This window comes from Arthrobacter sp. MDT2-3 (genome assembly GCF_059090465.1).
In genome coordinates this window covers 811,544-834,786 of record NZ_JBNHFS010000002.1, presented here as the reverse complement: position 1 = coordinate 834,786, position 23,243 = coordinate 811,544, and the positions used below count along the sequence as shown (strand labels likewise).

Here is a 23,243-nt window from a genome sequence, read left to right as displayed (position 1 = left end):
GGTGATCAGCAGCCGGTGCTTAGGCTGCTGCTGCGGTGCTGCGGCGGCGTACAACGTAGGCGCCGCCAGCGAGGGCGACCAGGGCCAGGCCGCTGCCGATGGCGAGGGCTCCGGTGTCGGTGCCGGTTTCCTGCGCAATGCCGGTGTCAGCGCCGCCCGCTGGCATCTTCATTTGCCCGGCTGTCAAAGTTCCGCACAGGGCGGGGGAGGTGGCAGCCAGCGGAAGGGTCGGTGCGAGGTCGCTCTTTGCGGCTTGGCCGGCTGCGCTGAGGGTGGCGGGGTCAAGACCGTGAACCACTACCACTGCGGTGCCTGCTGCCAGGGCCGCCTTGGTCTCGGCGTTCAGCTCGAAGGTGCGGTCAACGGTGTATGCGGCACCCTGGCCGCCCACTTTAAGATCAAGGCCTGCTGCGGGGCTGGTGTCGCCGCTGGTGGAGAGGGTAGTGACGATGCCGCCGTAGGACGGGGCGCCTTCAGTGGTGGAAATAACCTGGTCGCCGTCCTTATCGGCGGAAGGGGCCGGGCAGACGCCCTGTGCCCCGCCATGGATGTGCTGGACGTGCGGGTACGGGGCGTCCATGAAGGTAGCCGGCATTCCCGAAACGTTCAGGACAACATGGGCCTGGTTGCCAGTGACATCAACAGTGATGGTGCCCGAACCGGCGCTGCCGTTGAGCTGGCTCAGGGTGGACTGGTAGTGGTCGGCCCCATCATGGGCCATGGCGGGGGCACCGGAGAGGGCAAGGGCGCCCAAAGCGAGGGTGGGAACAGCCATAAAGCGGAGTGTCTTGTTCATCGGAAAGCAGTCTCCTCATACAAGTAACGTTGTCGTCCCAGGTGAGGGACAAGAGTGCTTCGGAGCTGAACGTGTTTCGGATGGGAGCAGAGTGAATTGGACCACATCATGCCTGCGGAAGGTCTGCCTGTAAGATGGTCTGAAGGTGCGCCGGGAAGTCTGGTCGGCATAATCTTGTCGACCCGAATTTGAGGACGCTTCATGAGTAAAACGCCCCCACCCAACCCCATCCGCTCCACGATCTTCGGACGGGGCAGCTATGCCGAATCCCTGCGAATCGGTGAGATCCTGCGCAAGGAAACGGTGGGCGGGGCGCTGCTGGTGGCCGCTGCGCTCATCGCACTGGTCTGGGCGAATTCGCCCGCATCGGACAGCTACTTCGCCCTCCGGGACTACAAGGTGGGCTACGAACCCTGGCACCTTGAACTCAGCCTGGGTGCCTGGGCAGCCGACGGGCTTCTGGCGATCTTCTTCTTCCTGGTGGGCCTGGAGTTAAAGCGGGAGTTTGTAGCGGGGGACCTGCGGCAGATCAGCAAATCGATCGTCCCCGTGACTGCTGCAGCGGGCGGCGTGGTGGTTCCGGCCCTGATATACGTGGCCATTAACCTCACCAGCCCGGAGACCCTGCGCGGCTGGGCCATCCCAACAGCCACGGACATCGCCTTCGCAGTTGCAGTCCTGGCTATCATCGGCTCGCACTTGCCCAGCGCGCTACGGATCTTCCTGCTGACCCTGGCCGTCGTTGATGACCTCATCGCCATCAGCATCATCGCGTTCTTCTACACCAGCGACCTGCACGTCATGCCATTGCTTCTGGCCCTCATCCCGCTGGCTATCTACACGTTCCTGGCACAGAAGTACCGCTTCTTCTTTGGCCGGAAAGCATCGGCGGCCTGGGTCATCCTGCTGCCGCTCGGCGTCATCACGTGGGCCCTTGTCCATTCCTCCGGCATTCACGCCACAGTGGCCGGTGTGCTGTTGGGCTTCGCCGTTCCAGTGCTCCGGTCCCAGGCAGCCGGCGGCCCGGAAGCAGGACCAGGCCTGGCCGAGATCTTCGAGCACCGGTTCCGGCCCATCTCGGCAGGTGTGGCTGTTCCCATCTTCGCCTTCTTCTCCGCCGGTGTGGCTGTTGGCGGCTGGGAAGGGCTGGGTTCGGCGCTCGCGGATCCGGTGGCGCTGGGCATTATCGTGGCGCTAGTGCTGGGGAAGCCGATCGGCATCATGGGCACCACCTGGCTCCTGACAAAAACCAGCAGGGCGGAGCTGGACAAGTCCTTCAAGTGGATCGACGTCTTCGGGGTTGCGCTCCTGGCCGGTATCGGGTTCACGGTGTCCCTGCTGGTGGCCGAGCTTAGCTTCGGGCAGGGGAGCCTGCATGATGACCACGCCAAGGTAGGCATTCTCGCCGCTTCCCTGCTGGCAGCCCTGCTTGCAACGGCCGTATTGAAGACCAGGAACCGCCAGTACCGTGCAGCTGAAGCTGCCGAAAAAGTGGACGCCGACCACGACGGCATCCCGGACGTGTACCAGGAAAGGCCTTAGGGCCGGCCGGCCACCCGGTGGAGTTTTTGTCCACGTATGCGGACTTTAGGGCTCCTGAAGCCTGCGTACGTGGACAAAAACTCCGAATTCTGGCGGGTGCGCTTTAGCGGCGCACGGACCTGCGGCGGCCCACAACGGCTTCGGCCGTGCCCACCAGGAGTACGGAGGCAATAACGGCCACGATGAAGCCCAGGAAGTTCAGCTCGAAGATGTCCCCGGTGCCCAGCAGGGAAGCGACCACTCCGCCGATCACCGAGCCCACCAGGCCCAGCAGGAGAGTTGCCAGCAGGCCCAGGTTTTGCTTGCCCGGCTTGATGAGGCGGGCCAATGCTCCGATAATCAACCCTGCAACGATGAATCCGATCATGAAGTGCTCCTTCGTGGTGGTAGCGGGCAGGTGGCGCCCCGACTGCCGCGGTGGTGCCGCATTGGCTTCATTCTATGCATGGTTGGCATGCCGGCTTTTCCTGCGCCAGTCCGCAGTTCTCAGCGGACATTCCCTGCCCGTTCAGGCGCTGGCCAGAGGCTTGGCCTGTTGCTCCACGTGCCGGATCTCCAGCGCCTCCGGATCCAGCAGCTTCCGCGCCCCGGTCCTCGCGTCCAGGATCCAGAACAGTTCCAGGGCGGGTACGACGTCGGTCACCCGCCCCCGGTGGAAGAGCTTGCCGTTGTGCCACGCTTCGATCTGGTCGCCGATGCGAAGCTGGGCCGTCATTACTTTTGGTGCCTCCATGATGCGGTGCCTCCTGCTGTTGTATCCCCGTAGGAACAGCATGCCGTGGCGAGGTTGCTGAATTGTTTCAACAGGGTGTTTTTTCTGTATCAGCAGCAGGAACTGCGACGCCGCGTGTCTTCTTAGGGGCACCACGACGGCGGGCTGACGCACGCCGGAATCAGGCAGCCGCCTCGCGCCGGGCTGCTTCCACTGCCTCTTCGATGCCGCCTGTCCAGGGTTCACCGTGGCCGGGCAGGACCAGCGAAGCGCCGGTCCGCGCCAGCTGCGTAAGGGTGTCCAGGTTCTGCCGGCTGTCCATGGTCGCGGCTCCCGCCACGATACGCGGACCCGTCCGTCCCGAATAGGGATCAAGCGTCACCAGGGCGTCGCCGCTGAACAGCACATCCCGGTCCCGCAGGTAAAGGCCGCAGTGCCCGGCGGTGTGGCCGGGCGAGAACACCACCTCAAGCGACCCCGGCACCGGCAGCGTGCCGGACCCGGCAGGGAACAGGGATATTTCGTCAACGCCCTTCACCCGCAAGGCGCCCGCCCTGGTCATGCTGGCCAGGACGGGCAGGCCGCCAGGATGCGCCAGCGCAAAGACGAAACGGGACTTCTCGTGCTGGTACTGGTAGGGGTGGCGGGCGATGAAGGAATCGCCTCCGTGCACCCACACCGGCACCTTGAACTCCGAATGCAGCCGGTGCGCCAGGCCCAGGTGGTCGAAGTGCGCGTGGGTGAGCACCAACGCCTTGATGTCGCCGACGGAATGTCCCAGGCCCCGCACCGATTCCTCCAGCGTCTTCCACATCGCCGGCAGCCCCGAGTCCACCAGGGTCAGCCCGTCGGGGCTCTCCACCAGATAGAAATTGACGAAGGCCTCGGAGACGCAGTGGACGCCGTCCGCCACCGTGGTGAACGACGCCCTGCCCGAGGTAGCCTGCGTCATTTCCGCCCCGCCGCCCGCCGCAGCGCCCGCACCGCGGCAACGCCACCCAGGCCGGCAAGCACCCACGGCCCGCCCACCAAAATCGGATCGATCCATTGGTGGTTAACGTCGGCCCGCTTCTTCCCGAGCCGGGAGCTCAGGCCGTGCCGGGAAAACTCGCTGAGGACTCCCGTCTCGGTGACAGGGTTGTCCGGTCGCACGGTGGCCAGCGAGGCGAGGTGGTGCTCCCACGCGTCCACCCGGTCAGCGGCGATCAGCAGCAGCCAGTGCGCGGCCCTGCCCTCGCTGAACCTGGCGTAGGCGTATTTCCGGATGGCTCCCGAGACTCCGGCAGGAGGGGTCGAAGTTCCAAAAACCGGGGTCACGAAAGCGTGTTCGATGGACCGCTCCCGGGGCCACTCCTCCTGTTGGCGTTCCGGGAAGTCCCAGTGCGCGCCGGTCTCGATGCCCGGCTGCTCGCGGGGGAATGAGGGCCGGTCCGCCGGGTCGAGGTCCACACCCCATCCCGGGATCCGCGCCCGCAGCTCCTCCACGGACTCCTTCAGTGCAGGCTTGCCGGCGGTGTAAGGCGTTGGTATTTCAGCCACGGTGCTCTTCCTTTCAGGCCGGGGTGGAAACGATGAGGGGCTTGATGCAGTCATCGAGCTTCGCGGAGAAGATGTGGTACCCCTCGGCGATGTGCTCCAACGGGACGCGGTGGGTGACGATGTCGCTGGGCTTCAGGTACCCGTTCCGGATGTGCTCGAACAGCCTCGGCCACTGCCGTTTGACCGGGCACTGGTTCATCCGCAGCGTCAGGCCCTTGTTCACGGCGTCGCCGAACTTCACCGCGCTGAAAATCGGACCGTACGCGCCCACCACTGACACCGTTCCGCCCTTGCGGACAGCGTCGATTGCCCAGTTCAGCGCCACGGGCGAGCCGCCCTGCAGTTTCAGCTTGGCGGCGGTCACGTGCTGGAGGAAGTTGCCGTCCGCCTCGGCCCCCACCGCGTCAATCACGACGTCGGCGCCCAGGTAGTCAGTCGCTTTCTTCAGGTGCACCACAATGTCGTCGTACTCCACAAAGTTGTACGTTTCGGCGTGCGCGAAGGTGCGCGCCTTCTCCAGCCGGTACTCCAGGTGGTCGATCACGATCACCCTCCCGGCGCCCATCAGCCAGGCGGACTTGGCGGCGAACAGGCCCACCGGGCCGGCACCGAACACCACCACGGTGTCGCCTTCCACGATGTCACCGAGTTGGGCCCCGAAGTAGCCGGTGGGAAGGGCGTCGGTGAGCAGGACGGCGTCCTCCTCGTCCATCCAGTCAGGTATTTTTGCGGGTCCCACGTCGGCGAACGGCACTCGCACAAACTCCGCCTGGCCGCCGTCGTAACCTCCGCAGGTGTGGGAGTAGCCGTAGATGCCGCCCACCGCCGTCGCGTTCGGGTTCACGTTGTGGCAGTTCGAGAACAGGCCGCGGGAGCAGAAGTAGCAGGACCCGCAGTACACGTTGAAGGGAACCATCACGCGGTCCCCGACGGCCAGGTTCTGCACCGAGGGGCCAACCTCGTGCACCACTCCTACGAACTCGTGCCCGAACGTCATGCCCACCCGGGTGTCCGGCATCATGCCGTGGTAGAGGTGCAGGTCCGAGCCGCAAATTGCCCCGGTGGTCACGCGGATAATCGCGTCGTTGGGGTGCTCGATCTTCGGGATGTCTTTTTCTTCGACCCGGATTTTGTACGGGCCCCGGTAAACCATTGCTCGCATGTGTGCCGCCTTGGTTGTTGGCTGGCAGTGCGGTTCCCGTCTCGTGCAGGAACCACCCCCGCTGCTTGAGGCGCACCGCTTGCCCTACGTTTCCACCTCGGGCAGGACTGGTCAAGGGTCCCCGCGCAGGCGCCGGAAGCGGGTGCGGAGGATGCTTAGAGCGTCCGACGGCGGGTAGGGGACAGGGTGAAAGGTGCACCGACGAAGGGGGAGCGAACAGTGTCACGGGAAACCCGAACGCCGCCGGCGAACGCGGCCGGAGTGCCGGCGAGAGCGCCTGCCTTCCTCTTCGGCATGGGGATCGGCGGGTTCGTGGACGGCATCGTCCTGCACCAGCTGCTGCAATGGCACCACATGCTCAGCCACACCGAAAGCGGCAACACCAAGACGGTGGCAGGCTTGGAATTGAACACCCTGGCGGACGGCTTGTTCCACGGCGCCATGTGGGTGCTGGTGGTGGCCGCGGCGGCCCTAACCGTCCGCGCCCGCCGGCAGGGGCGGCTGTCCGGCCGCTGGAGTTTCCACACCGGCTTGGTCCTGTGCGGGTGGGGAATCTTCAATATCGTCGAGGGCCTGGTCAATCACCACTTCCTGCAGATCCACCATGTCCGTGACGACCTGGGCGGCCCGCTGGCGTGGGACCTGGGTTTCCTGGCGGTCAGCGTGGTCCTGGCCGTGGCGGGCTGGCTTCTGTTTCGGGGTAGCCCAACGTCTGGTCAAAGCGCCGCAGTTAACGCAGGATAGTAAGCATGCTGATTAACTCGGCTGCCGCAGCGTATCGGCGTGACAGCATCCGGCGCAGCCCCATGGCCCGGAAGTAACCGGGCCGGCCGGGCCGGACGGCAACAGCACACACCACGAGGAGAGAACTACATATGTACCTGCATACTGAACTTCTTATCAACGAAATTGCTGCCGATGAGCCTGATCCGGCGGCAGCGAACGCCCTGCAGGAGGGCCTGGGCGGCCAGTTCGGTGAAATGCGCACCATGATGCAGTACCTGTTCCAAAGCATCAACTTCCGGGGAGACCCGGCTTCCAAGCCTTACAAGGACCTGCTTCAGGGCGTTGGCACCGAGGAGATCAGCCACGTCGAGCTCATTGGAACCACCATCTCCCAGCTCCTGGACGGCTCCCCGCGGTACCAAGGCAAGAAAACAGACCCCGTTGACGAGCCCGGCGCCAAAGGTGCCACGCCACTCAAGATTGCCTTGGACACCAGCAATATCCACCATTACCTCGTGGGGGCCCAAGGTGCGCTGCCCGTGGACGCCGCCGGCAACCCGTGGAGCGGATCCTACGTTTACAACAGCGGGAACCTCGTCCTTGACCTGCTCTATAACCTGATGCTCGAGTCCACCGGCCGCCTGCAGAAATGCCGCATTTACGAAATGACGGAGAACAAGACGGCCCGCTCCACGATTGCCTACCTAATTGTTCGGGACCAGGCGCACGAGAACGCCTTTGCCAAGGCGCTCGAGAGCCTCGGAGTGAACTGGGGCAAGGTCCTGCCCATCCCCAAAACCAACGCCGAGCAGTTCCCCGAAGTGAAGAAGCTGCTCGACCTTGGACTGCAAAGCATCCAATACACCTTCAGTGCCGACAACCTCAGCGAGGCAGGGAAGCTGTATCGGGGCGCATCGCCGTCGAACGATGGCACCGAACTCAGCACCGAAGTCATGCCCACCGGCGTCCCCAAGACGATGTCCCCGGAGCGCAAGGAAGAGTTCGCACCGGGCTTGGACCCGGAGCTGCTCGCACTCATCCAGGCCACGGCAGAAATAGAACTGAAGGACGCAGACAACCCCACAGAGGCAAGGGCTTAGCCTGAGCCAGCAAGAAGCCCTTGCCGGCAGGTCCATGATGTGACCGGGCGGCAGGGGCTTCCTTGTGCCTACTTGTTGGGGTCCGGGTCCTTGACGTCGCGCGGGCCGATATCGGCAGCGCCCAGGATGCTGGCGGCCGGGCTGTCAGCCGGCGCATGCTCCCGAATGCTCAGCTCCGGGTGGTGCAGGTCCAGGGCGGGACGTTCCGAACGGATCCGGGGCAGGGAGGTGAAGTTGTGCCGCGGCGGTGGGCAGGACGTGGCCCACTCCAGCGAGGCACCAAAGCCCCAGGGATCGTCCACGGTCACCTTCTTGCCGGTCCGCCAGGTGATGTAGACGTTCCAGAGGAACGGGATCATCGAGGCGGCCAACAGGTAGGAGCCGATGGTGGAGAACTGGTTCATCCACGTGAATTCATCTTCCGGCATGTAGTCGGCGTAGCGGCGGGGCATGCCCTCCACACCAAGCCAGTGCTGGATGAGGAAGGTGCCGTGGAAGCCCAGGAAGAGCATCCAGAAGTGGATCTTGCCCAGGCGTTCGTTGAGCATGGTTCCAGTGAACTTGGGCCACCAGAAGTAGAAGCCGGCGAACATCGCGAACACCACCGTGCCGAATACCACGTAGTGGAAATGCGCCACCACGAAGTAGGTGTCGGAGACGTGGAAGTCCAGCGGCGGGGACGCCAGGATGATGCCGGTGAGGCCGCCGAAGAGGAACGTAATCAGAAAGCCCAGGCTCCACAGCATTGGCGTCTCAAAGGTTAGCGAGCCGCCCCACAGAGTACCGATCCAGTTGAAGAACTTCACGCCTGTGGGAACCGCGATGAGCATGGTCATAAACGCGAAGAACGGCAGCAGCACCGCACCGGTGACGTACATGTGGTGTGCCCACACCGTCACGGACAGGGCAGCAATCGCAATGGTGGCGTACACGATGCCCTTGTAGCCGAACAGGGGTTTCCGGCTGAAGACCGGGAAGATCTCCGAGACGATGCCGAAGAACGGCAGCGCGATGATGTACACCTCAGGGTGGCCAAAGAACCAGAACAGGTGCTGCCAGAGGATGGCGCCACCATTGGCCGGATCGTAGATATGGGCGCCGAACTTCCGGTCCGCCCCCAAGGCGAACAGCGCCGCGGCCAGCGGCGGGAAGGCCATCAGCACCAGGATGGAGGTGACCAGGGCGTTCCACGTGAAGATTGGCATGCGCCACATAGTGAGGCCGGGGGCACGCATGCAGATGATGGTGGTGATGAAGTTGACAGCACCCAGGATGGTGCCGAAGCCGGACAGTGCCAGGCCGAACACCCAGAGGTCGCCGCCGAGGCCGGGCGTGAAGGTGGTGTTGGACAGCGGGGTGTAGGCGAACCAGCCGAAGGACGCGGCGCCTTGCGGCGTGATGAAGCCGGACACTGCGATGGTGGACCCAAAGAGGAAGAACCAGAAGGCCAACGCGTTCAGCCGCGGGAACGCGACGTCGGGAGCGCCGATCTGCAGCGGCATAATCACATTAGTGAAGCCGGCGAAGAGCGGGGTGGCGAACATCAGCAGCATCATGGTGCCGTGCATCGTGAACAGCTGGTTGTACTGCTCCTTGGTTTGCAGGATCTGCATGCCTGGTTCGTACAGTTCGGCGCGGATGAGAATTGCCATAACGCCGGCAAGCAAGAAGAAAACAAACGAGGAAATCAGGTACAGGTACCCGATGGTTTTGTGGTCCGTGGACGTGATCCAGCTGACCACGATGCTGCCCTTAGGGCGTTTGGCCACAGAAGGTGCGGCGGTCGCCGACGTGACGCCCATGTTCTGGCCGGTGGTGGTCATTACGGTTCCGTCCTTTGTTGTGCCTGTTCCAGGGCTGGGCGTTCCGGATTCCGGTCGTACTCATCGCCGCGGATGCCGGTGTTGCCCCTGGCGCGGAGGTCGGCAATGTGGCTGTTGTACTCCTGCTCGGTCACGACACGGACCTTGAAGAGCATCTCGGAATGGTATTCACCGCAGAGCTCAGCACATTTGCCGGTAAACTCACCGGTGCGGTTGGGAATGATGTCGATGAACCTGTTGTACTGGTTTTCACCGGGGTACATATCGCGTTTCTGCATGAACTCCACCACCCAGAAGGAATGCTGGACATCGCGGGAGTTCAGCTGCAGTTCCACCTTTTTACCCACCGGCAGGTACAGGGTGGGCAGCCGGTCGGGCGTGCCCCAGTTGCCGTCCAGGTGGGCCTGAACGCCCGGATCTTCGTGGACGTCCTCCTTGACGTAGTTGAAGTCCCACGCCCACTGCTTGCCCCGGACATCGATCACCACGTCCGGGTCCTCGAACCGGTCGTCCATGGCGCGCTGCTCGCGGTCGGTAAAGACGAACAGGACCCCAACGATCATGAGCGGTACCGAGAGGTAAAAGACCTCAAGGGGGAGGTTGTAGCTCATCTGCCGCGGGAACCCGACCGTATCCTTCTTACGGCGGTAGGCGATGATGCACCACAGGATGAGCCCCCAGGTGATCACTCCGACAACCATTGCGGCGATCCACGAATTCACCCACAGGTCAGTGACCAGGGGGGTGTGGTCGGTAGTGTCCCGTTCGCCGGGCAACCAGCCTCGCTGAACCTCCGCAGAACAGGAGGTCAACGCCAGCAGGGCCGGAATCGTCAGTAAAGCGGCAGCCCGCCGCCATCTAGAAGTGTTTCTTCCAGTGCTGCCCACAGCGCGGTTCCCTCCGGAAAATACCCAGAGGCCCAGCTGCATGAGCCCAATTGCCCATGGCGCATGGCCAGCGGGTTTGTGCCCACCCTAGCGCGGGACAGTAGCGGATGGAAGAGGTCCGAACCGTGCGGATTTTTCCACGGCGGCCGCCGGAACCAGGGCAAGCCGTAGGAGGCCGACGGCGGCAGGGGAGTACCGCCGTCGGGCGCCACATCAGGCCGCGTCGCTGATGATTTCCCTGGCCGCCATGGCCAGCAGGTCACGCTGGAGGGCGGGCAGCGAGATCAGTCCCTCCACGTAGGCCTGGACCTCGTATTCGCCGGCAGTGCCGCTCATGCCGAAGTACCGCAGCCAGAGCTCGGCAACGGTGATGTCGGCGTCCTTCAGCATGCGGTTGAGCTGGCTGCGTTCCTCCGGCTCGTGCGGCTCGAATCCCATGACTGTCCCCTTGGCGTCGTTGGGGGCGGCGCTTCCGGCCGCGCGTCAGGCGACGTCCGGGTAGCTGGCGAGGATGTAGTCTGCGGCGGCGGGACCGGTCATGTACAACCGGCAGTCGTTCACGTCAACACCGCAACGCCGCATGCCGGCGCGGAAGGCCTGGTCCGATTTGGCCCGGAAGCCGTGCAGCGATGCCCAGCTGACGTAGAGGCCGTACAGGCAGTCAGGTCCCAAGGGGTGTTCGGCTGAAGGATCGGTGACGGTGGCTTCATCAAGGAACTGCTGAAAATGTGAGGACGGCATGGTGGCCCCAATCCGGTTCTGCAACCTGTGCCGCCGGGCGGCTCCAGCAGCGACTTCCGGCGGCCCTGCAGTAAGGACCGGGAAGGACGGGAGTAACGCCCGTCATACTTCAGAATCTACCCGCGGCAGCAGGGGAAGTATAGCCCGCCCGCCGCCATCTCTAGCCGAATCAGCAGGCTCGGGGAGGCACGAGCACAACGGGTGGACAAAAGATAGTCTTCCCAACATTTGATAAGCGTGCTTATTATGTTCTTCTTTCGGCGGCAAGCAGTGCCCGTCAGCACACCGTCCACAATGGGCCATGCCCAGCGGAACAGCTGAAAGGCTCCCATGCACCTGACCCGGTCCGAGTACTCAAACCCCAACCATGTGCTGGTCCACGTGAGCGATCCTCACTATGTGGAAGAGGGGTTGCTGTACGGCGAGCTGGATCCGCAAACGGGGCTGGTGGAAGTCCTTGATGCCATCGAAGCCAGCGGGCTGAAGCCGGAAGCCATCATCTTCTCCGGCGACCTGGCGGACAAGGGCAGCCTGGAAGCCTACCGGCGGTTGCGGACCACCTGCCAGGCGTACGCCGAGCGCATGGGCGCGCAGCTCATCTGGGCCATGGGCAACCACGACGAACGCATGAACTTCCAAAAGATGCTTCTCGACGAGGAGCCGCGCACCCTTCCGGTGGACCGCAGCTACTACCTGGGCAACCTCCGCGTGCTGGTCCTGGACTCCTCCACCCCTGGCTACCACCACGGCGAGATCAGCGATGAGCAGCTTCGCTGGCTGGCGGGGGAACTGGAGACACAGGCCGACGACGGGACCCTCCTGGTGATCCACCACCCGCCTGTGCCGCCGGTCCAGGAACTTGCGGTGCTTTCGGAGCTGCGGAACCAGGAGAGCCTGGCCCGGGTGCTGGAAGGCAGCGACGTCATCGGAATCCTCTCCGGCCACACCCATCACAGCGTCTTTTCAACCTTCGCCAGCATCCCGGTATCGGTGGCCTCGTCCACCAGCTACAACCAGGACCTGGCACTGCCCGCAGGCGCCATGCAGGGCATGAACGGCGCCCGGTCGTTCAACCTGGTCCGCATCCACAACCGGACCTTCGTCTCGGCGGTGGTCCCCGTGGGCGAGTACCCCCGGATGAAGTCCTACGTCACCGCCGAGGAAACCCGGCAGCGGCTGCAGGCCGCCAAAATCGACATCCCGTCCGCCACCGAAAACGCGGGAGGCACCCCCTGCGGCCGTCACTAGGCCGCGACTTCGAATGAAAGGACCAGCCATGGACCAGAAACCACCCTCTCCACCCGGCACCCGCCGCCGCAACGTGGCGGTCATCCTGGCTGGAGGAGTCGGCGCCCGCATGGGCCTGGACATCCCCAAACAGTTTGTCCCGATCGCCGGCCGCACCAGCCTCGAGCACACGGTGGAGCTGTTCCAGCACTGCGGGCTGGTGGACGAGATGATCGTCATGATGGCTCCGGGTTACATCCCCCGCGCCGAGGAACTTCTCCTGGGCAGCAACAAGGGCAGCAAACCGGGCGCCAAAGCTGACGCGAAGGCAGCCAGCAAGTTCGGCAAACTCGCCGGCATCCTTCCGGGCGGGGCGGACCGGAGCGAAACGTCCCGCCTGGCGCTGGCGGCCATCGCGGACAAGGACGCCAATGTCATCTTCCACGACGCCGTCCGCCCGCTGCTCGACGGCGACATCATCATTGCCTGCATCCGCGCGCTCGACGTCTACGCCGCCGTCGACACCGCCATCCCCTCAGCGGACACCATCATCGAAGTGGATGATGAGAACTTCATCCGCGCAGTGCCACCGCGGGCCAAACTGCGAAGGGGCCAGACGCCCCAGGCGTTCAGGATGCCCGTGATAGCCGAGGCGTACGAACGGGCCGGCCAGGACCCCGGCTTCTCCGCCACGGACGACTGCTCTGTGGTCCTCAAGTACTGCCCCGACGTCCCCATCTTCGTGGTGGACGGGGACGAGGCGAACATCAAAATCACCCAGCCCATCGACATCCACCTTGCGGACAAACTCTTCCAGCTCAAGCACAAAACCATGCTGCCCGGCGGGAACACGGACGGGCTCCGTGGCTCCACCGTGCTGGTGTTCGGTGCAAGTTCCGGGATCGGCCTGGAGCTTGTCCAGCAGCTCGAGGCTGAAGGTGCCCTGGTGGTGGGGCAGAGCCGCACCGGCAACGGAACCTACGTGGAGGACCGCCGGTGCGTGGCCCAGGCGCTGGCCTCCGCCGCCGCCACCCACGGCCACCTCGACCACGTCATTCTTACAGCGGGCGTCCTCAGCGTGGGGCCGCTCGCCCAGCTCACCGATGAGCAGTTGCACCACGACGTGGACGTGAACCTCACGGCAGCCTTCATCGTGGCCCAGGAGTCGCAAAAGTACCTGGCCGAGAGCAAGGGATCGCTGACGCTTTTCGCCTCCAGTTCCTACACCCGCGGCCGGGCCAACTACACGGTCTACTCAGCCACGAAGGCTGCGATCGTGAACCTCACCCAGGCGCTCGCGGACGAGTGGAGCTCGGACGGCATCCGGGTGAACTGCATCAGTCCCAGCCGTACCGCCACCCCCATGCGGTCCAGGGCGTTCGGGGCGGAGGAGGAAGGGTCCCTGCTGCCCGCGGCGGCTGTGGCCGGGGCCAGCATCCAAGTTCTGGCGTCGGCCATGACCGGGCAGGTTGTGGACGTCCGGCTCCCTTACCTGGACCAGTCCAAGGACTCCGACCTGGTGGCGCAGCCATGAGCCAGGACGTCGAGGTACGCAGCATTACCAGCAATAGCTACAGCCACACCCTTCGTGCGGACAGGGTATCGCTGACCCTCGCCGGCCCGCCCATTCCGGCCGGCGCCACCTTGTCCATCCTGCTGGGGGACAGGCCCATCTGGAGCGTCCACTCCGGCGAGGGCGCCAGGGGCGTCCCCGGCAGCTGCATCATCGACTGGCCGCCCGCCCTCGCCAGCCGGCTGTCCGGGTGGGCGCGGCTCAGCGTGCTGCAGGACGGAACGCCGTTATGCCCGACGGCGAGAGTCGCCTTTGATGATTCACCCCACCAGTTCTCGCTCGAGGAGCCCGGCACGGGGATGCCGCAGATCATCAACAAGTGGGGGCGGATCGCCCGGAACTTCGAAGGCCGGCGCGCCTACCTGATCGACGAGGCGCTGGATGAGGCCTGCAGGCTGGTGGAGTGGATGCGGGGCCGCGGCCAGGAGCTGTTCGTCACCGGTGGCACCCTCCTTGGGCCCGTACGCGACGGCCGGGTGATGCCCGGCGATGACGATGTTGACCTTGCCTACCTGAGCCGGCACGAAAATCCCTCGGACATCGCGCTGGAGGGCTTCGAGCTGGAACGGGCCCTTCATGCGCAAGGCTACGAAACGGTCAGGCACTCAGCGGGGCACCTGCAGCTGCTGTTCCCCGGCGCGGACGGCACGGACCGGTTCTACCTGGACATCTTCACCTACTTCAATGTGGGCGGCTGGTTCCACGGTACGTTCCATGCCCGCGAACGCACGGAGGCCGTGACCATCTTTCCGCTGCGGAACCTCAGCATCAACGGACGGGAGCTGCCCGCACCGGCCGAGCCGGAGCAGATGCTCGCCGCGATTTACGGGCCCGGCTGGCACACCCCTGATCCTGCGTTCCGTTTCATCACGCCACCGCCGGCCCGCCGCCGTTATGACACGTGGCTGGGCGGCCTGGACTGGGACCGCGAGAACTGGGAGGACCACCACCGGGCGGTGCTGCGGGGTGAGGGCGGGCAGGGTGCCGGCCAGGCGCCGTCGGCCTGGGCGGAGGAGCTGGCCCGCGGGCTGCCGCCGGCCTCACGCATCCTGGAACTGGGCTGCGGCCTCGGCGGCGACGCTCGGCACTTCTCGGAGCAGGGGCACCATGTGGTGGCCGTTGACTACAGCCGGCCGGCAATCGAGTACCTGCGCGGGCAACAGGCTGGCCCCGGGTCCCTGGAGTTCCGCCGGGTCAACCTCAACTCGCTCCGGGAGACCGCCCCGCTGGCCACGCTCCTGAAGGAGGGCCCAGGCCCCCTGCATGTGTACGCGCGGCTGCTGCTCAATTCGCTCGACTGGCAAGGCCGGGAGAACACGCTGGGGCTGGTCCGGCAGCTTTTGCGGAACCAGGGCCCGGCTGCCGCGGCCTTCCTGGAAGTCCAGGTGGGAGAGTCCGGACCGGCCTTCCCGGAGTGCCGCTTCTATGCGCCCGTGAATGTTGCCGATCTGAAAGCCAGCCTCGCGGAGCTGGGGCTGGAAACAGAAGATGTCCCACCACAACCAGGGCGCCAGGATGACGGCGCAATACGCACGCAACGAGTGAAAGTGAGGGCCCTGCCATGAATGACCCACTGATTGACGCCATCCACGAGCACGAGCCCCTAAGCGACCCGCTGGAAGAGGTTAACCTGCGGCTGGCCAAAGCCGCAACGGATATCGCCGAACTGCGCGCCGAGGTTATCCGGCTGGACCAGGACCTGGACGAGTCCCGGCGGCTGAACCGGAGGGCTGCCGAGCTGCTGGACCTCGTCTACGAGCACCTGGCCGGCAACCCGGGCCGCCTGCCCGCGGACGCTCCTGCCCTGCAGGGGGAGGGAGCGGGCAGATGAGCGGAATCGAAATTATCGGCGCCTTCGAGAGCACGTATCTTCCCCGGCACGACAGGGACATCTTCGAATCCACTGCCCACGATGTCCAGTGGAAACAGGACCTGCAACTGCTGACCGAATGCGGGGTGAGCCGGCTGCGGTACCCCGTCCGCTGGCACCGGGTGGAAGCCGAGGAAGGGGTCTTTAACTGGCAGGACACGGACAAGGTGCTGCATTATCTCCGGGACAACGGCTTCCGGCCCATCGTGGACCTGGTGCACCACACCAGCTATCCCCACTGGATGGAGGGCGGCTTTGCGGACCCCCGCTTCCGCACCGCCTACCTTCGGTACACGGAAGAGTTCGCCCGGCGGTACCCGTGGGTGCAGGAATACACGCTCTTCAACGAGCCTTTCTCCACCTTGTTCCTCACCGGACACGAGGCCATTTGGCCGCCCTACCACGAGGGGCTGGACAGCTTCGTACGCCAGATCCTCAACGTGCTGCCGGCCGTGGCGGAGGCGAGCCGCGCCTACGCGGACCTGCTGCCCGGTGCCAAGCACGTATGGGTGGACACCTGTGAGCACCACACCGGGGAAGGGGCCGCCGGCAGCGCTTACGCCACCATGGCCAACGAGCGCCGGTTCCTGGTGCTGGACAGCTTCCTCGGCAAGTACAACGGCAAGGGCTACGACCCGAACGGCCCCATGGCGGAACTGCTTCGCGGCGCCGGGGGAGAGAAGCTGCAGGAACTGGAGCCGGGACGGATCGACGTGCTGGGCCTGGACTATTACGCCCACTGCCAGTGGCACTTCGATGACAAGGGCGGGTCCACCCACACCCCGCATCCACTGCCCCTGGCGCAGCAGATCTACCTGTACTGGGACCGCTACCGGTTCCCTTGCCTGCTCACCGAAACCAACATCCGCGGTTTCACATCTGACCGGGCCACCTGGTTCAAGTACGTTTTGGAGCAGTGCGAACGGGCCCGGCACATGGGGGTTCCGCTGGACGGCCTGTGCTGGTTCCCGGTAATTGACTCCACGGACTGGGCTTCGCTTCTGTTCCGCAACGACGGGCACATCGACCCCGTGGGGGTGTACTGGCTGGACGACGAGCTGGCGCGGCAGCCGTCAGTTATGTCCGAGTCCTATGCGAAAGCCGCGGCCGGCACGCCGTCCAAAGAGTTGCCGGCCTTCACGCTTGGCGAACCCGTGGCCACCTGGCTGCGCGGATACGAATCACAAATGTCCCACTGGAATTGGAGTGAAGCCCCTGACACGGATCAGGGCAACAACCTGCCCAACACACAGACCCGGATGGAATTGAGGATAGTCAATGCAGAGTGAACTGATCGTTTTGTCGCATCTCCGCTGGGACTGGGTATGGCAGCGCCCCCAGCACCTCGTTTCCCGACTGGGCTCCCGCTGTTCCACCTGGTATGTGGAGGAACCGCTCACGCCGTCGCCCGGATTCACCGGGCCGAACCGGCTGAACCACACGCAGGTGGACGGGATGAACCGGGCCTGGCTGGAGATCCCGGAGCAGGGCCACCACGTGGGATTTTTCGACGACGTCCTCCCGGACTACATCGAGCAGCTGCCCGAACTGGTGGGTCCGCCCACGGGGGAGCGGGTGGTGTGGCTGTACACCCCGCTGGCCCTGGAACTTGCCCTCGCCCTGCAGCCCACCACGCTGGTGTATGACGTGATGGACGATCTCGCCGCCTTCAAGGACGCCCCGCCCGAGCTGGTGGTGAGGCAGCGGCAGGCACTCCGCCGGGCCGACGTCGTCTTTGCCGGTGGCCGCTCCCTGCACCGGTCCATGGTGCGGCAGGGCCGCGCTGACACCCTGCTCTTCCCCAGCGGCGTGGAGCCGGAGCACTACCGGACCCCGACGGCGGAGCCCCGGGTTCCGGGGCAGCGTCCCGTTGCCGGATACGTGGGAGTGCTGGACGAACGGTTGGACCTGGGCCTTATCGCCGACCTCGCCAGCGCGTTGCCGGAGTGGGACATCAGGATGTACGGGCCGGTGGCCAAGATCGATCCGGCCAGCCTGCCCCAGGCGCCGAACATCAGCTACGAGGGGTATACCTGCTACGCGGACCTTCCGGCAGCGATGGAGGGCCTGGATGTTGCCCTGATGCCGTTCGCCCTGAACGAGGCAACCCGTTCCATCAGCCCCACCAAAACGCTCGAATACCTCGCCGCCGGCCTTCCCGTGGTGTCCACCCGGGTGCCGGACGTGGTGGCTGACTTCCCGGGCGTGGTGCACCTGCGCGACGACGGCGCGGGCTTTGCTTCGCTCTGCCGGAACCTCGGCCAGCGCGATCCTTCGCGCGCCCCCAAGCCGAAGACCCGGGAGCTGCTGAAGAAGTACCACTGGGATGCGATCGCAGCCCGGATGGCCGAGTCCGTCTTCGCTTCGGGCCTGCAGGTGCCGGAACCGTCCGACGCCGAGGCCACTGCCTAGCGCAGGGTTTTTGTCCAGATACGCAGACTTCCGAACCCTGGAACCCTGCACATCTGGACAAAAAATCTGCCAGTTACGGAAGGAAAGTGGAATGACGCACATACGGGCCATGATTGACGCCCACCCCAAAGGGCTGGATGAATTCAACAAAGCCAAACTGGCTGAATGCATCGGTGCCTGCTTCGAATGCGCCCAGACCTGCACTGCCTGCGCCGACGCCTGCCTCAGCGAGGACATGGTGGCGGAACTGGTCGCCTGCATCGGGACGGACCTGGACTGCGCCGACATCTGCGCAACAACGGGAAATGTGCTGTCCCGCCACGCCGCTTACAACGGCAACGTCACCCGGGCGCTGCTGGAAGCCTGCCGCGCTGCCTGCCGGGCCTGCGCGGAGGAGTGCGATAAGCACGCCGACATGCACGACCACTGCCAGGTCTGCGCGGAGGCGTGCCGGCGCTGCGAACAGGCATGCGCCGACCTCCTGACCTCACTGGACGAAGGAGCCGAACAACAATGAACGAAGTACCCCTGCACAAGGAACTGCCGCTGCCTGACTACGACCACCTGCCGGCGGGAACCCTCCCGTCACGCATCTCAGGCCTGGACGAGGCGCAAGTGGTGCAGTTGATCACGTACGAGGAGGCCCACGGGAACCGCCTGCCCATCATGCAGATCCTCGAAAAGAGGCTGCATGACCTGCAGGGCGGCACCGTTCCCCGCGGCCCGCAGGCGCCCAGCACGCCGGAAGTGAACACCGGCCAGCCGGACACCCCGCAGACCGCGAACGTGCCGGGTCCGCCCATCAACCCGCCGTCGCAGGGCGATCCCACCAACCCTGCCCAGCCCCGGTGAGCCGTGGAGCAGTATCACGGGTTCGAGGGCCATGACGGCCCGGGTCACGAGGGCCCCAGCCTGCACGCCCCGGAGAACCAGGACGTGAAAGACGCCGGCAGGGACCACGACGACGGCGCTGACCTCCACGCCTTCGTCGTCTCCCGCCGGGCAGAGCTTGAGGGCCAGCTGGCGGAGTGGGTGCGCGTGCCCGGCGTATTGGGGGCGCAGGAGCACACCAAGGACCTGCTCCGCTCGACGAACTGGCTGGCGGCGGCCTTCAGGGACGTGGGCTTCCCGGTGGTGGAGGTGCTGCCCACCGGGGAGTCGCACGCCGTGTACGCGGAATGGTGCGAAGCGCCCGGTGCCCCCACCGTCCTGGTGTACAGCCACCACGATGTACGGGTGGCCAAGCCCGGGCAGTGGGACCAGACCGCGCCCTTCGAGCCGGTGGTGCGGGACGGCCGGCTGTTCGGGCGGGGCAGCTCGGATGCGAAGGGCCAGGTGATGGCCCACCTGTGGTCACTCCGGGCACACCTCGCCCAACAGTCCAAACGCTCTCTCACTTCCGGGGCCCAAAACCCCAACGCTCCATCACCTTTTGACGCCAAAACCCAAACGCTCTCTCACCCTGAACCGCAGGGCCCCCCACGCACCGCACCCGCGGTCAACCTGAAATACCTCGTCGAAGGGGAGGAAGAGGGCGGGTCACCGCATCTGGCCCAGCTGCTGGAGGAGCAGGCGGACCGGCTGCAGGCGGACCTGGTGCTGTTCTCGGACACCCTTCTCTTCCGCGAGGATCATCCGGCCCTGTGCATGAGTCTGCGCGGGATGCTCAGCGCACACCTGGAGCTCACCGGGCCGGATGTCGACGTTCACAGCGGCGCCGTGTCCGGTGCCGCCCCCAATCCGGCCTTTGAACTGAGCAGGTTGCTCGCCGGTCTTCATGACGGGGATGGCCGGATCGCCATCCCCGGATTCTACGACGACGTTGCCGCGGTGCCGGAGGACTTTCGGGAAGCGCTCGCACGCCTGCCCTTCACTGAAGAGGACTGGGTGGAGCGCTCGGAGTCGGGAAGCATCACGGGCGAAGCCGGGTACACGGTTCCGGAGCGGCTGTGGCTCCGCCCGGCGGTGGAGGTCACGGCGCTGGTTGCCGGCGATCCTGCCGGACTTTCCAGCGCCGCCGTTCCGTCGGTGGCGTCCGTGGACCTGAGCTTCCGGACGGTGGCCGGCCAGCGGGTGGAAAAGGTGGCCGGGCAGCTCCGGCAATGGGTCCGGGACACGGTGGGGGAGAACTACGGCCGCACGCTCAGGGTAGATCTCGAGACGGCCCAGGAACCGTATTGGACCCCGGAGCACCCTGCTGTTTCCGCCCTGGAACGGGCCATGGCCAAGGGCTTCCGCTCAGCAGATGTGGGCAGGATGGGCAACGCCGGCGGAGGGCCTGCCGAGCTGCTCAGCCGGTCGCTGGACGCGCCGGTCCTGTTCTTCGGGACGGGCCTGGTGGAGGACCACTGGCACGACAGTGACGAAAGCGCCAACCTCGAAGTCCTTGTCAACGGCGCCGTCACGATTGCATGCTTCTGGGACGAACTGGCCCGGATGGAATGACAAAGGACGACGACGATGGACGGCTCAGGCGATAACGGCAGCGGCACCGGACGGGACACAAACGGCAGTCCAGCTGTCCGGACTTTCGGTATCGAGGAGGAGTTGCTCCTCGTGGATCCGGGTACCGGGGAGGCCGTGCCGATGGCCGGCGCACTCTGGGACCTGTACGTTCGTCCGATGGACTCCGCTTCCGGTCCCGTCCTGACCGCCGAGTTCCAACAGGAGATGATCGAGGTTGTCACGCCCCCGCATTCCACCATGGCTGCACTGGAGGCGGACATCATTCGGGGGCGGGCCATTGCTGAGAGGGCGGCGAGGGACGTGGGAGTCCGGGTTGCAGCGCTGGGAACATCCCCGCTGCCCTCCGATCCCCATCCGGTGCAGCTCCGCCGTTTCGTGGCCATGACTGAGGAATATGGGTTAACGGCCAGGGAGCAGCTCACCTGTGGTTGCCATATTCACGTCTTCGTGGAGTCGGACGAGGAAGGCGTAGCAGTGCTGGACCGGATGCGGATCTGGCTGCCGGTACTCATCGCCCTGAGCGCCAACTCCCCGTTTTGGCATGGGCAGGATACCGGCTACGCCAGCTACCGCTCCCAAGTGTGGAGCCGGTGGCCAACGGCCGGGCCGCTGGAAATCCTGGGTTCACCGGATGCCTACCATCAACTGGTGTACGACATGGTGAGCACCGGTGTGGCACTGGACGAGGGGATGATCTACTTCGATGCCCGGCTTTCCCGCCACTATCCCACGGTGGAGATCCGGATCGCGGATGTGTGCCTGCGGCCGCAGAACACGGTGCTGCTGGCCGGCATCGCCCGCGGATTAGTAGAGACCGCTGCCCGGGAGTGGCGGAAGGGCATCGACCCGGTCGGCGTGCCGGCGTCGCTCCTTCGGCTGGCAGGGTGGAAGGCCAGCCGGTGGGGACTGCGCGGGGAACTGCTGGACCCGGTGACCAACCGCCCGGGGCCGGCGCTCGCCGTCGTCAATGCCCTGCTGAACCATATCCGGGAGGCGCTGGAGGACATCGGGGACCTGGACCGGGTGGAGGAATTGATGGACGATCTGCTCTACGCCGGCACGGGCGCCGTCCGCCAGTTGGAGGTGATCCACCGCACCGGGGATTTGGAGGACGTGGTGGCCGATGCCGCCAACTGCACGGTGTGGGTGGAGGCGGACTAGGAACAGTCGGCGCTGCCTAGGAGTTGGCTTTGTCCGTCTGGTGCGGGAGTGCGACGTCGTCGGCGGCGCGGGCCGCGGAGGGGAACAGGAGGAGCAAGAGGCCCAGGCCCGCTGCCGCGCCGATGAACTGCGCGATGACGAACGGCGGCACGGAGCCCGGTGCGATGCCGGCGAACGTGTCGCTGAAGATCCGCCCGACCGTCACCGCGGGATTCGCGAACGAGGTGGAGGATGTGAACCAGTACGCTGCGCCGATGTAGGCGCCCACCGCCGGCGCGGCAAGCACGCCCCGTTTGGTGGCGGCGAGCGCAAAGATCAGCAGGATCAGCCCGGCGGTGGCAATGACTTCACCGAGCAGGTGCCCACCGGTTGCCCGGTCCTTGCCGGAGATGGAGGTGCCGACGTCGTACATCGCGTTCGCCACCACGCTTCCGCTGATGGCGCCGAGCGTCTGTACGACGACGTAGGTGCTGAGCTCGGGCAGGGTCAGTCCCGTCCCGCTGCGCCGACCCAGAATCCAGTCCACAAGCGAGACCACAGGGTTGAAGTGCGCGCCGCTGACAGGACCGAACACGAGGATGAGGACGGTCAACCCCAGCACGGTGGCGGTGCTGTTCTGAAGCAGCTGGAGCCCGATGTCGTTGGGGGAGAGCTGCTGCGCCGCGATGCCCGAGCCCACAACGATCATCACGAGGAGGCTGGTGCCAAGAAGCTCTGCGACGGCACGGCGCCACAGCGGTGGCTGGTTCGTAGTCATGGCACCAAGCTTGACGCAGGAAAGTGACTCAGTCAAAATTGAGTCAATGAAAACTGAGCCAGAAGATGGGTTCCAAGCGCGGGTCGCAAAACACGCGGCCCTTGCAGATCCTGCACGCCTGCGCATCGTGGACCTGCTGACCCTCGGGGACTTCTCACCCACGGAACTTCAGGCTGAACTGAACATGCCGTCGAACCTGCTGTCCCACCACCTGCGTGCCTTGGAAGGAGCCGGGCTGGCAACCCGCCACCGCTCGGAGGCCGACAAGCGCCGAAGCTACATCAGGCTGGCTGCCGGGGCGTTGGAAGGACTTGCGCCCGGGGTGGAACATGCAGCCAGCCGCGTTGTGTTTGTCTGCACGCGGAACAGCGCCCGGTCCCAGCTGGCTGCCGCCCTCTGGCGCGGGGCCAGTGAAATCCCCTCAACCTCGGCAGGAACACATCCCGGTGACCGCATCGCGCAGGGAGCCATTGAGGTGGCCCGCCGCCATGGCGTGGACCTTCCGGAGGTTCCGCCCCGGAAGCTTGGCAGGGTGGCCAGCGGCGACTTCGTGGTCACCGTCTGCGACAACGCCCACGAGGAGGTCACCAGCCTCGGGGGCATCCACTGGTCCGTGCCCGATCCCCTCCGGATCAACACCGAGGAAGCCTTCGAAATCGCCTTCACTGACATTTCCAACCGGGTCAACGATCTCGCGCCCCGGATGCACGCCGCCTAGCTCGAACCTCAACCAGACCATTCATCCAACT

General features: G+C 65.3%; 25 protein-coding genes. 14 read left to right on the top strand and 11 right to left on the bottom strand.

Annotated elements, in window-relative coordinates:
* Positions 1-19: 19 nt before the first annotated feature.
* Positions 20-796 carry a hypothetical protein gene (locus AC5RUQ_RS09535; protein ID WP_493947063.1) on the bottom strand — a complete coding sequence of 259 codons (777 nt, stop codon included), beginning with the start codon at positions 794-796 and terminating at the stop codon, positions 20-22.
* A gap of 201 nt (positions 797-997) precedes the next feature.
* Between AC5RUQ_RS09535 and nhaA the strand changes: the two genes are divergently transcribed.
* A complete protein-coding gene (gene nhaA / locus AC5RUQ_RS09530) occupies positions 998-2,338 on the top strand; it encodes a Na+/H+ antiporter NhaA (protein WP_493947061.1) in 1,341 nt (446 codons plus the stop codon).
* A 103-nt stretch (positions 2,339-2,441) separates the two neighbouring features.
* Here nhaA and AC5RUQ_RS09525 read toward each other — a convergent pair whose 3' ends face one another.
* The 5 genes from AC5RUQ_RS09525 to AC5RUQ_RS09505 form a co-directional block, all read right to left on the bottom strand.
* Positions 2,442-2,705 (bottom strand): GlsB/YeaQ/YmgE family stress response membrane protein, encoded by a 264-nt coding sequence (locus tag AC5RUQ_RS09525; protein ID WP_163167433.1) that lies wholly within the window; start codon positions 2,703-2,705, stop codon positions 2,442-2,444.
* A 141-nt stretch (positions 2,706-2,846) separates the two neighbouring features.
* Entirely contained in the window at positions 2,847-3,071 is a 225-nt protein-coding gene (locus AC5RUQ_RS09520) for a hypothetical protein (protein WP_493947059.1), read from the bottom strand.
* Between the two features lie 160 nt (positions 3,072-3,231).
* Positions 3,232-4,002, bottom strand: a complete 771-nt coding sequence (locus tag AC5RUQ_RS09515; protein WP_493947058.1) for an MBL fold metallo-hydrolase — start codon at positions 4,000-4,002, stop codon at positions 3,232-3,234.
* Positions 3,999-4,589: a hypothetical protein gene (locus AC5RUQ_RS09510; RefSeq protein ID WP_493947057.1), complete on the bottom strand. Its 591-nt coding sequence runs from the start codon at positions 4,587-4,589 to the stop codon at positions 3,999-4,001. Before AC5RUQ_RS09510 ends, AC5RUQ_RS09515 begins: the two co-directional genes overlap by 4 nt.
* Before the next feature lie 13 nt (positions 4,590-4,602).
* Positions 4,603-5,751: a zinc-dependent alcohol dehydrogenase gene (locus AC5RUQ_RS09505; protein ID WP_493947055.1), complete on the bottom strand. Its 1,149-nt coding sequence runs from the start codon at positions 5,749-5,751 to the stop codon at positions 4,603-4,605.
* 219 nt (positions 5,752-5,970) lie between these two features.
* Here AC5RUQ_RS09505 and AC5RUQ_RS09500 point away from each other — a divergent pair, with 219 nt between their 5' ends.
* Positions 5,971-6,495, top strand: a complete 525-nt coding sequence (locus AC5RUQ_RS09500) for a DUF2243 domain-containing protein (RefSeq protein WP_493947054.1) — start codon at positions 5,971-5,973, stop codon at positions 6,493-6,495.
* A gap of 131 nt (positions 6,496-6,626) precedes the next feature.
* Positions 6,627-7,577, top strand: coding sequence for a manganese catalase family protein (locus AC5RUQ_RS09495; protein ID WP_493947053.1), 951 nt, complete (start codon positions 6,627-6,629; stop codon positions 7,575-7,577).
* Positions 7,578-7,645: 68 nt separating this feature from the next.
* Here the strand turns inward: AC5RUQ_RS09495 and ctaD are convergent, their stop codons facing one another.
* From ctaD to AC5RUQ_RS09475, 4 genes are all read right to left on the bottom strand, one after another.
* Positions 7,646-9,400, bottom strand: a complete 1,755-nt coding sequence (gene ctaD / locus AC5RUQ_RS09490; protein WP_493947051.1) for an aa3-type cytochrome oxidase subunit I — start codon at positions 9,398-9,400, stop codon at positions 7,646-7,648.
* Complete coding sequence (gene ctaC, locus AC5RUQ_RS09485) at positions 9,400-10,287, bottom strand: aa3-type cytochrome oxidase subunit II (protein WP_493947049.1); 888 nt, start codon at positions 10,285-10,287, stop codon at positions 9,400-9,402. The genes ctaD and ctaC overlap by 1 nt, the downstream gene beginning before the upstream one ends.
* Positions 10,288-10,500: 213 nt before the next feature.
* Complete coding sequence (locus AC5RUQ_RS09480; RefSeq protein ID WP_493947048.1) at positions 10,501-10,725, bottom strand: hypothetical protein; 225 nt, start codon at positions 10,723-10,725, stop codon at positions 10,501-10,503.
* 45 nt (positions 10,726-10,770) lie between these two features.
* Positions 10,771-11,028, bottom strand: coding sequence for a hypothetical protein (locus AC5RUQ_RS09475; RefSeq protein WP_163167417.1), 258 nt, complete (start codon positions 11,026-11,028; stop codon positions 10,771-10,773).
* Between the two features lie 330 nt (positions 11,029-11,358).
* Between AC5RUQ_RS09475 and AC5RUQ_RS09470 the strand changes: the two genes are divergently transcribed.
* The 10 genes from AC5RUQ_RS09470 to AC5RUQ_RS09425 all read left to right on the top strand — a co-directional run bounded on the left by AC5RUQ_RS09470 (position 11,359) and on the right by AC5RUQ_RS09425 (position 21,737).
* Positions 11,359-12,276 (top strand): metallophosphoesterase, encoded by a 918-nt coding sequence (locus AC5RUQ_RS09470; RefSeq protein WP_493947047.1) that lies wholly within the window; start codon positions 11,359-11,361, stop codon positions 12,274-12,276.
* Positions 12,277-12,304: 28 nt separating this feature from the next.
* Positions 12,305-13,789 (top strand): SDR family NAD(P)-dependent oxidoreductase, encoded by a 1,485-nt coding sequence (locus AC5RUQ_RS09465; RefSeq protein WP_493947045.1) that lies wholly within the window; start codon positions 12,305-12,307, stop codon positions 13,787-13,789.
* Entirely contained in the window at positions 13,786-15,393 is a 1,608-nt protein-coding gene (locus AC5RUQ_RS09460; protein WP_493947044.1) for a class I SAM-dependent methyltransferase, read from the top strand. The genes AC5RUQ_RS09465 and AC5RUQ_RS09460 overlap by 4 nt, the downstream gene beginning before the upstream one ends.
* Positions 15,390-15,659, top strand: a complete 270-nt coding sequence (locus AC5RUQ_RS09455) for a DUF6752 domain-containing protein (protein ID WP_493947043.1) — start codon at positions 15,390-15,392, stop codon at positions 15,657-15,659. The genes AC5RUQ_RS09460 and AC5RUQ_RS09455 overlap by 4 nt, the downstream gene beginning before the upstream one ends.
* A complete protein-coding gene (locus AC5RUQ_RS09450) occupies positions 15,656-16,987 on the top strand; it encodes a family 1 glycosylhydrolase (protein ID WP_493947041.1) in 1,332 nt (443 codons plus the stop codon). Before AC5RUQ_RS09455 ends, AC5RUQ_RS09450 begins: the two co-directional genes overlap by 4 nt.
* The gene (locus AC5RUQ_RS09445) at positions 16,977-18,110 is read left to right on the top strand and encodes a glycosyltransferase (protein ID WP_493947040.1); all 1,134 of its coding nucleotides are present in this window, start codon (positions 16,977-16,979) and stop codon (positions 18,108-18,110) included. Before AC5RUQ_RS09450 ends, AC5RUQ_RS09445 begins: the two co-directional genes overlap by 11 nt.
* A gap of 91 nt (positions 18,111-18,201) precedes the next feature.
* Entirely contained in the window at positions 18,202-18,627 is a 426-nt protein-coding gene (locus AC5RUQ_RS09440) for a four-helix bundle copper-binding protein (RefSeq protein WP_493947039.1), read from the top strand.
* Positions 18,624-18,962: a DUF8129 domain-containing protein gene (locus tag AC5RUQ_RS09435; protein WP_493947038.1), complete on the top strand. Its 339-nt coding sequence runs from the start codon at positions 18,624-18,626 to the stop codon at positions 18,960-18,962. The genes AC5RUQ_RS09440 and AC5RUQ_RS09435 overlap by 4 nt, the downstream gene beginning before the upstream one ends.
* A gap of 3 nt (positions 18,963-18,965) precedes the next feature.
* A complete protein-coding gene (locus tag AC5RUQ_RS09430) occupies positions 18,966-20,555 on the top strand; it encodes a M20/M25/M40 family metallo-hydrolase (RefSeq protein WP_493947037.1) in 1,590 nt (529 codons plus the stop codon).
* A gap of 15 nt (positions 20,556-20,570) precedes the next feature.
* Positions 20,571-21,737 carry a carboxylate-amine ligase gene (locus tag AC5RUQ_RS09425; RefSeq protein ID WP_493947036.1) on the top strand — a complete coding sequence of 389 codons (1,167 nt, stop codon included), beginning with the start codon at positions 20,571-20,573 and terminating at the stop codon, positions 21,735-21,737.
* A 16-nt stretch (positions 21,738-21,753) separates the two neighbouring features.
* Here the strand turns inward: AC5RUQ_RS09425 and AC5RUQ_RS09420 are convergent, their stop codons facing one another.
* Positions 21,754-22,494: an aquaporin gene (locus AC5RUQ_RS09420; protein WP_493947035.1), complete on the bottom strand. Its 741-nt coding sequence runs from the start codon at positions 22,492-22,494 to the stop codon at positions 21,754-21,756.
* A gap of 46 nt (positions 22,495-22,540) precedes the next feature.
* On the opposite strand from AC5RUQ_RS09420, the gene AC5RUQ_RS09415 reads away from it, so the two are divergent.
* Positions 22,541-23,212 (top strand): arsenate reductase/protein-tyrosine-phosphatase family protein, encoded by a 672-nt coding sequence (locus AC5RUQ_RS09415; protein ID WP_493947033.1) that lies wholly within the window; start codon positions 22,541-22,543, stop codon positions 23,210-23,212.
* Positions 23,213-23,243 lie beyond the last annotated feature (31 nt).

Coding starts and splice junctions, on each gene's coding strand:
- AC5RUQ_RS09535 (WP_493947063.1), bottom strand. CDS start 796: ATGAACAAGACACTCCGCTTTATGGCTGTTCCCACCCTCGCTTTGGGC.
- nhaA (WP_493947061.1), top strand. CDS start 998: ATGAGTAAAACGCCCCCACCCAACCCCATCCGCTCCACGATCTTCGGA.
- AC5RUQ_RS09525 (WP_163167433.1), bottom strand. CDS start 2,705: ATGATCGGATTCATCGTTGCAGGGTTGATTATCGGAGCATTGGCCCGC.
- AC5RUQ_RS09520 (WP_493947059.1), bottom strand. CDS start 3,071: ATGGAGGCACCAAAAGTAATGACGGCCCAGCTTCGCATCGGCGACCAG.
- AC5RUQ_RS09515 (WP_493947058.1), bottom strand. CDS start 4,002: ATGACGCAGGCTACCTCGGGCAGGGCGTCGTTCACCACGGTGGCGGAC.
- AC5RUQ_RS09505 (WP_493947055.1), bottom strand. CDS start 5,751: ATGCGAGCAATGGTTTACCGGGGCCCGTACAAAATCCGGGTCGAAGAA.
- AC5RUQ_RS09495 (WP_493947053.1), top strand. CDS start 6,627: ATGTACCTGCATACTGAACTTCTTATCAACGAAATTGCTGCCGATGAG.
- ctaD (WP_493947051.1), bottom strand. CDS start 9,400: ATGACCACCACCGGCCAGAACATGGGCGTCACGTCGGCGACCGCCGCA.
- AC5RUQ_RS09480 (WP_493947048.1), bottom strand. CDS start 10,725: ATGGGATTCGAGCCGCACGAGCCGGAGGAACGCAGCCAGCTCAACCGC.
- AC5RUQ_RS09475 (WP_163167417.1), bottom strand. CDS start 11,028: ATGCCGTCCTCACATTTTCAGCAGTTCCTTGATGAAGCCACCGTCACC.
- AC5RUQ_RS09470 (WP_493947047.1), top strand. CDS start 11,359: ATGCACCTGACCCGGTCCGAGTACTCAAACCCCAACCATGTGCTGGTC.
- AC5RUQ_RS09465 (WP_493947045.1), top strand. CDS start 12,305: ATGGACCAGAAACCACCCTCTCCACCCGGCACCCGCCGCCGCAACGTG.
- AC5RUQ_RS09460 (WP_493947044.1), top strand. CDS start 13,786: ATGAGCCAGGACGTCGAGGTACGCAGCATTACCAGCAATAGCTACAGC.
- AC5RUQ_RS09455 (WP_493947043.1), top strand. CDS start 15,390: ATGAATGACCCACTGATTGACGCCATCCACGAGCACGAGCCCCTAAGC.
- AC5RUQ_RS09450 (WP_493947041.1), top strand. CDS start 15,656: ATGAGCGGAATCGAAATTATCGGCGCCTTCGAGAGCACGTATCTTCCC.
- AC5RUQ_RS09445 (WP_493947040.1), top strand. CDS start 16,977: ATGCAGAGTGAACTGATCGTTTTGTCGCATCTCCGCTGGGACTGGGTA.
- AC5RUQ_RS09440 (WP_493947039.1), top strand. CDS start 18,202: ATGACGCACATACGGGCCATGATTGACGCCCACCCCAAAGGGCTGGAT.
- AC5RUQ_RS09435 (WP_493947038.1), top strand. CDS start 18,624: ATGAACGAAGTACCCCTGCACAAGGAACTGCCGCTGCCTGACTACGAC.
- AC5RUQ_RS09425 (WP_493947036.1), top strand. CDS start 20,571: ATGGACGGCTCAGGCGATAACGGCAGCGGCACCGGACGGGACACAAAC.
- AC5RUQ_RS09420 (WP_493947035.1), bottom strand. CDS start 22,494: ATGACTACGAACCAGCCACCGCTGTGGCGCCGTGCCGTCGCAGAGCTT.
- AC5RUQ_RS09415 (WP_493947033.1), top strand. CDS start 22,541: ATGAAAACTGAGCCAGAAGATGGGTTCCAAGCGCGGGTCGCAAAACAC.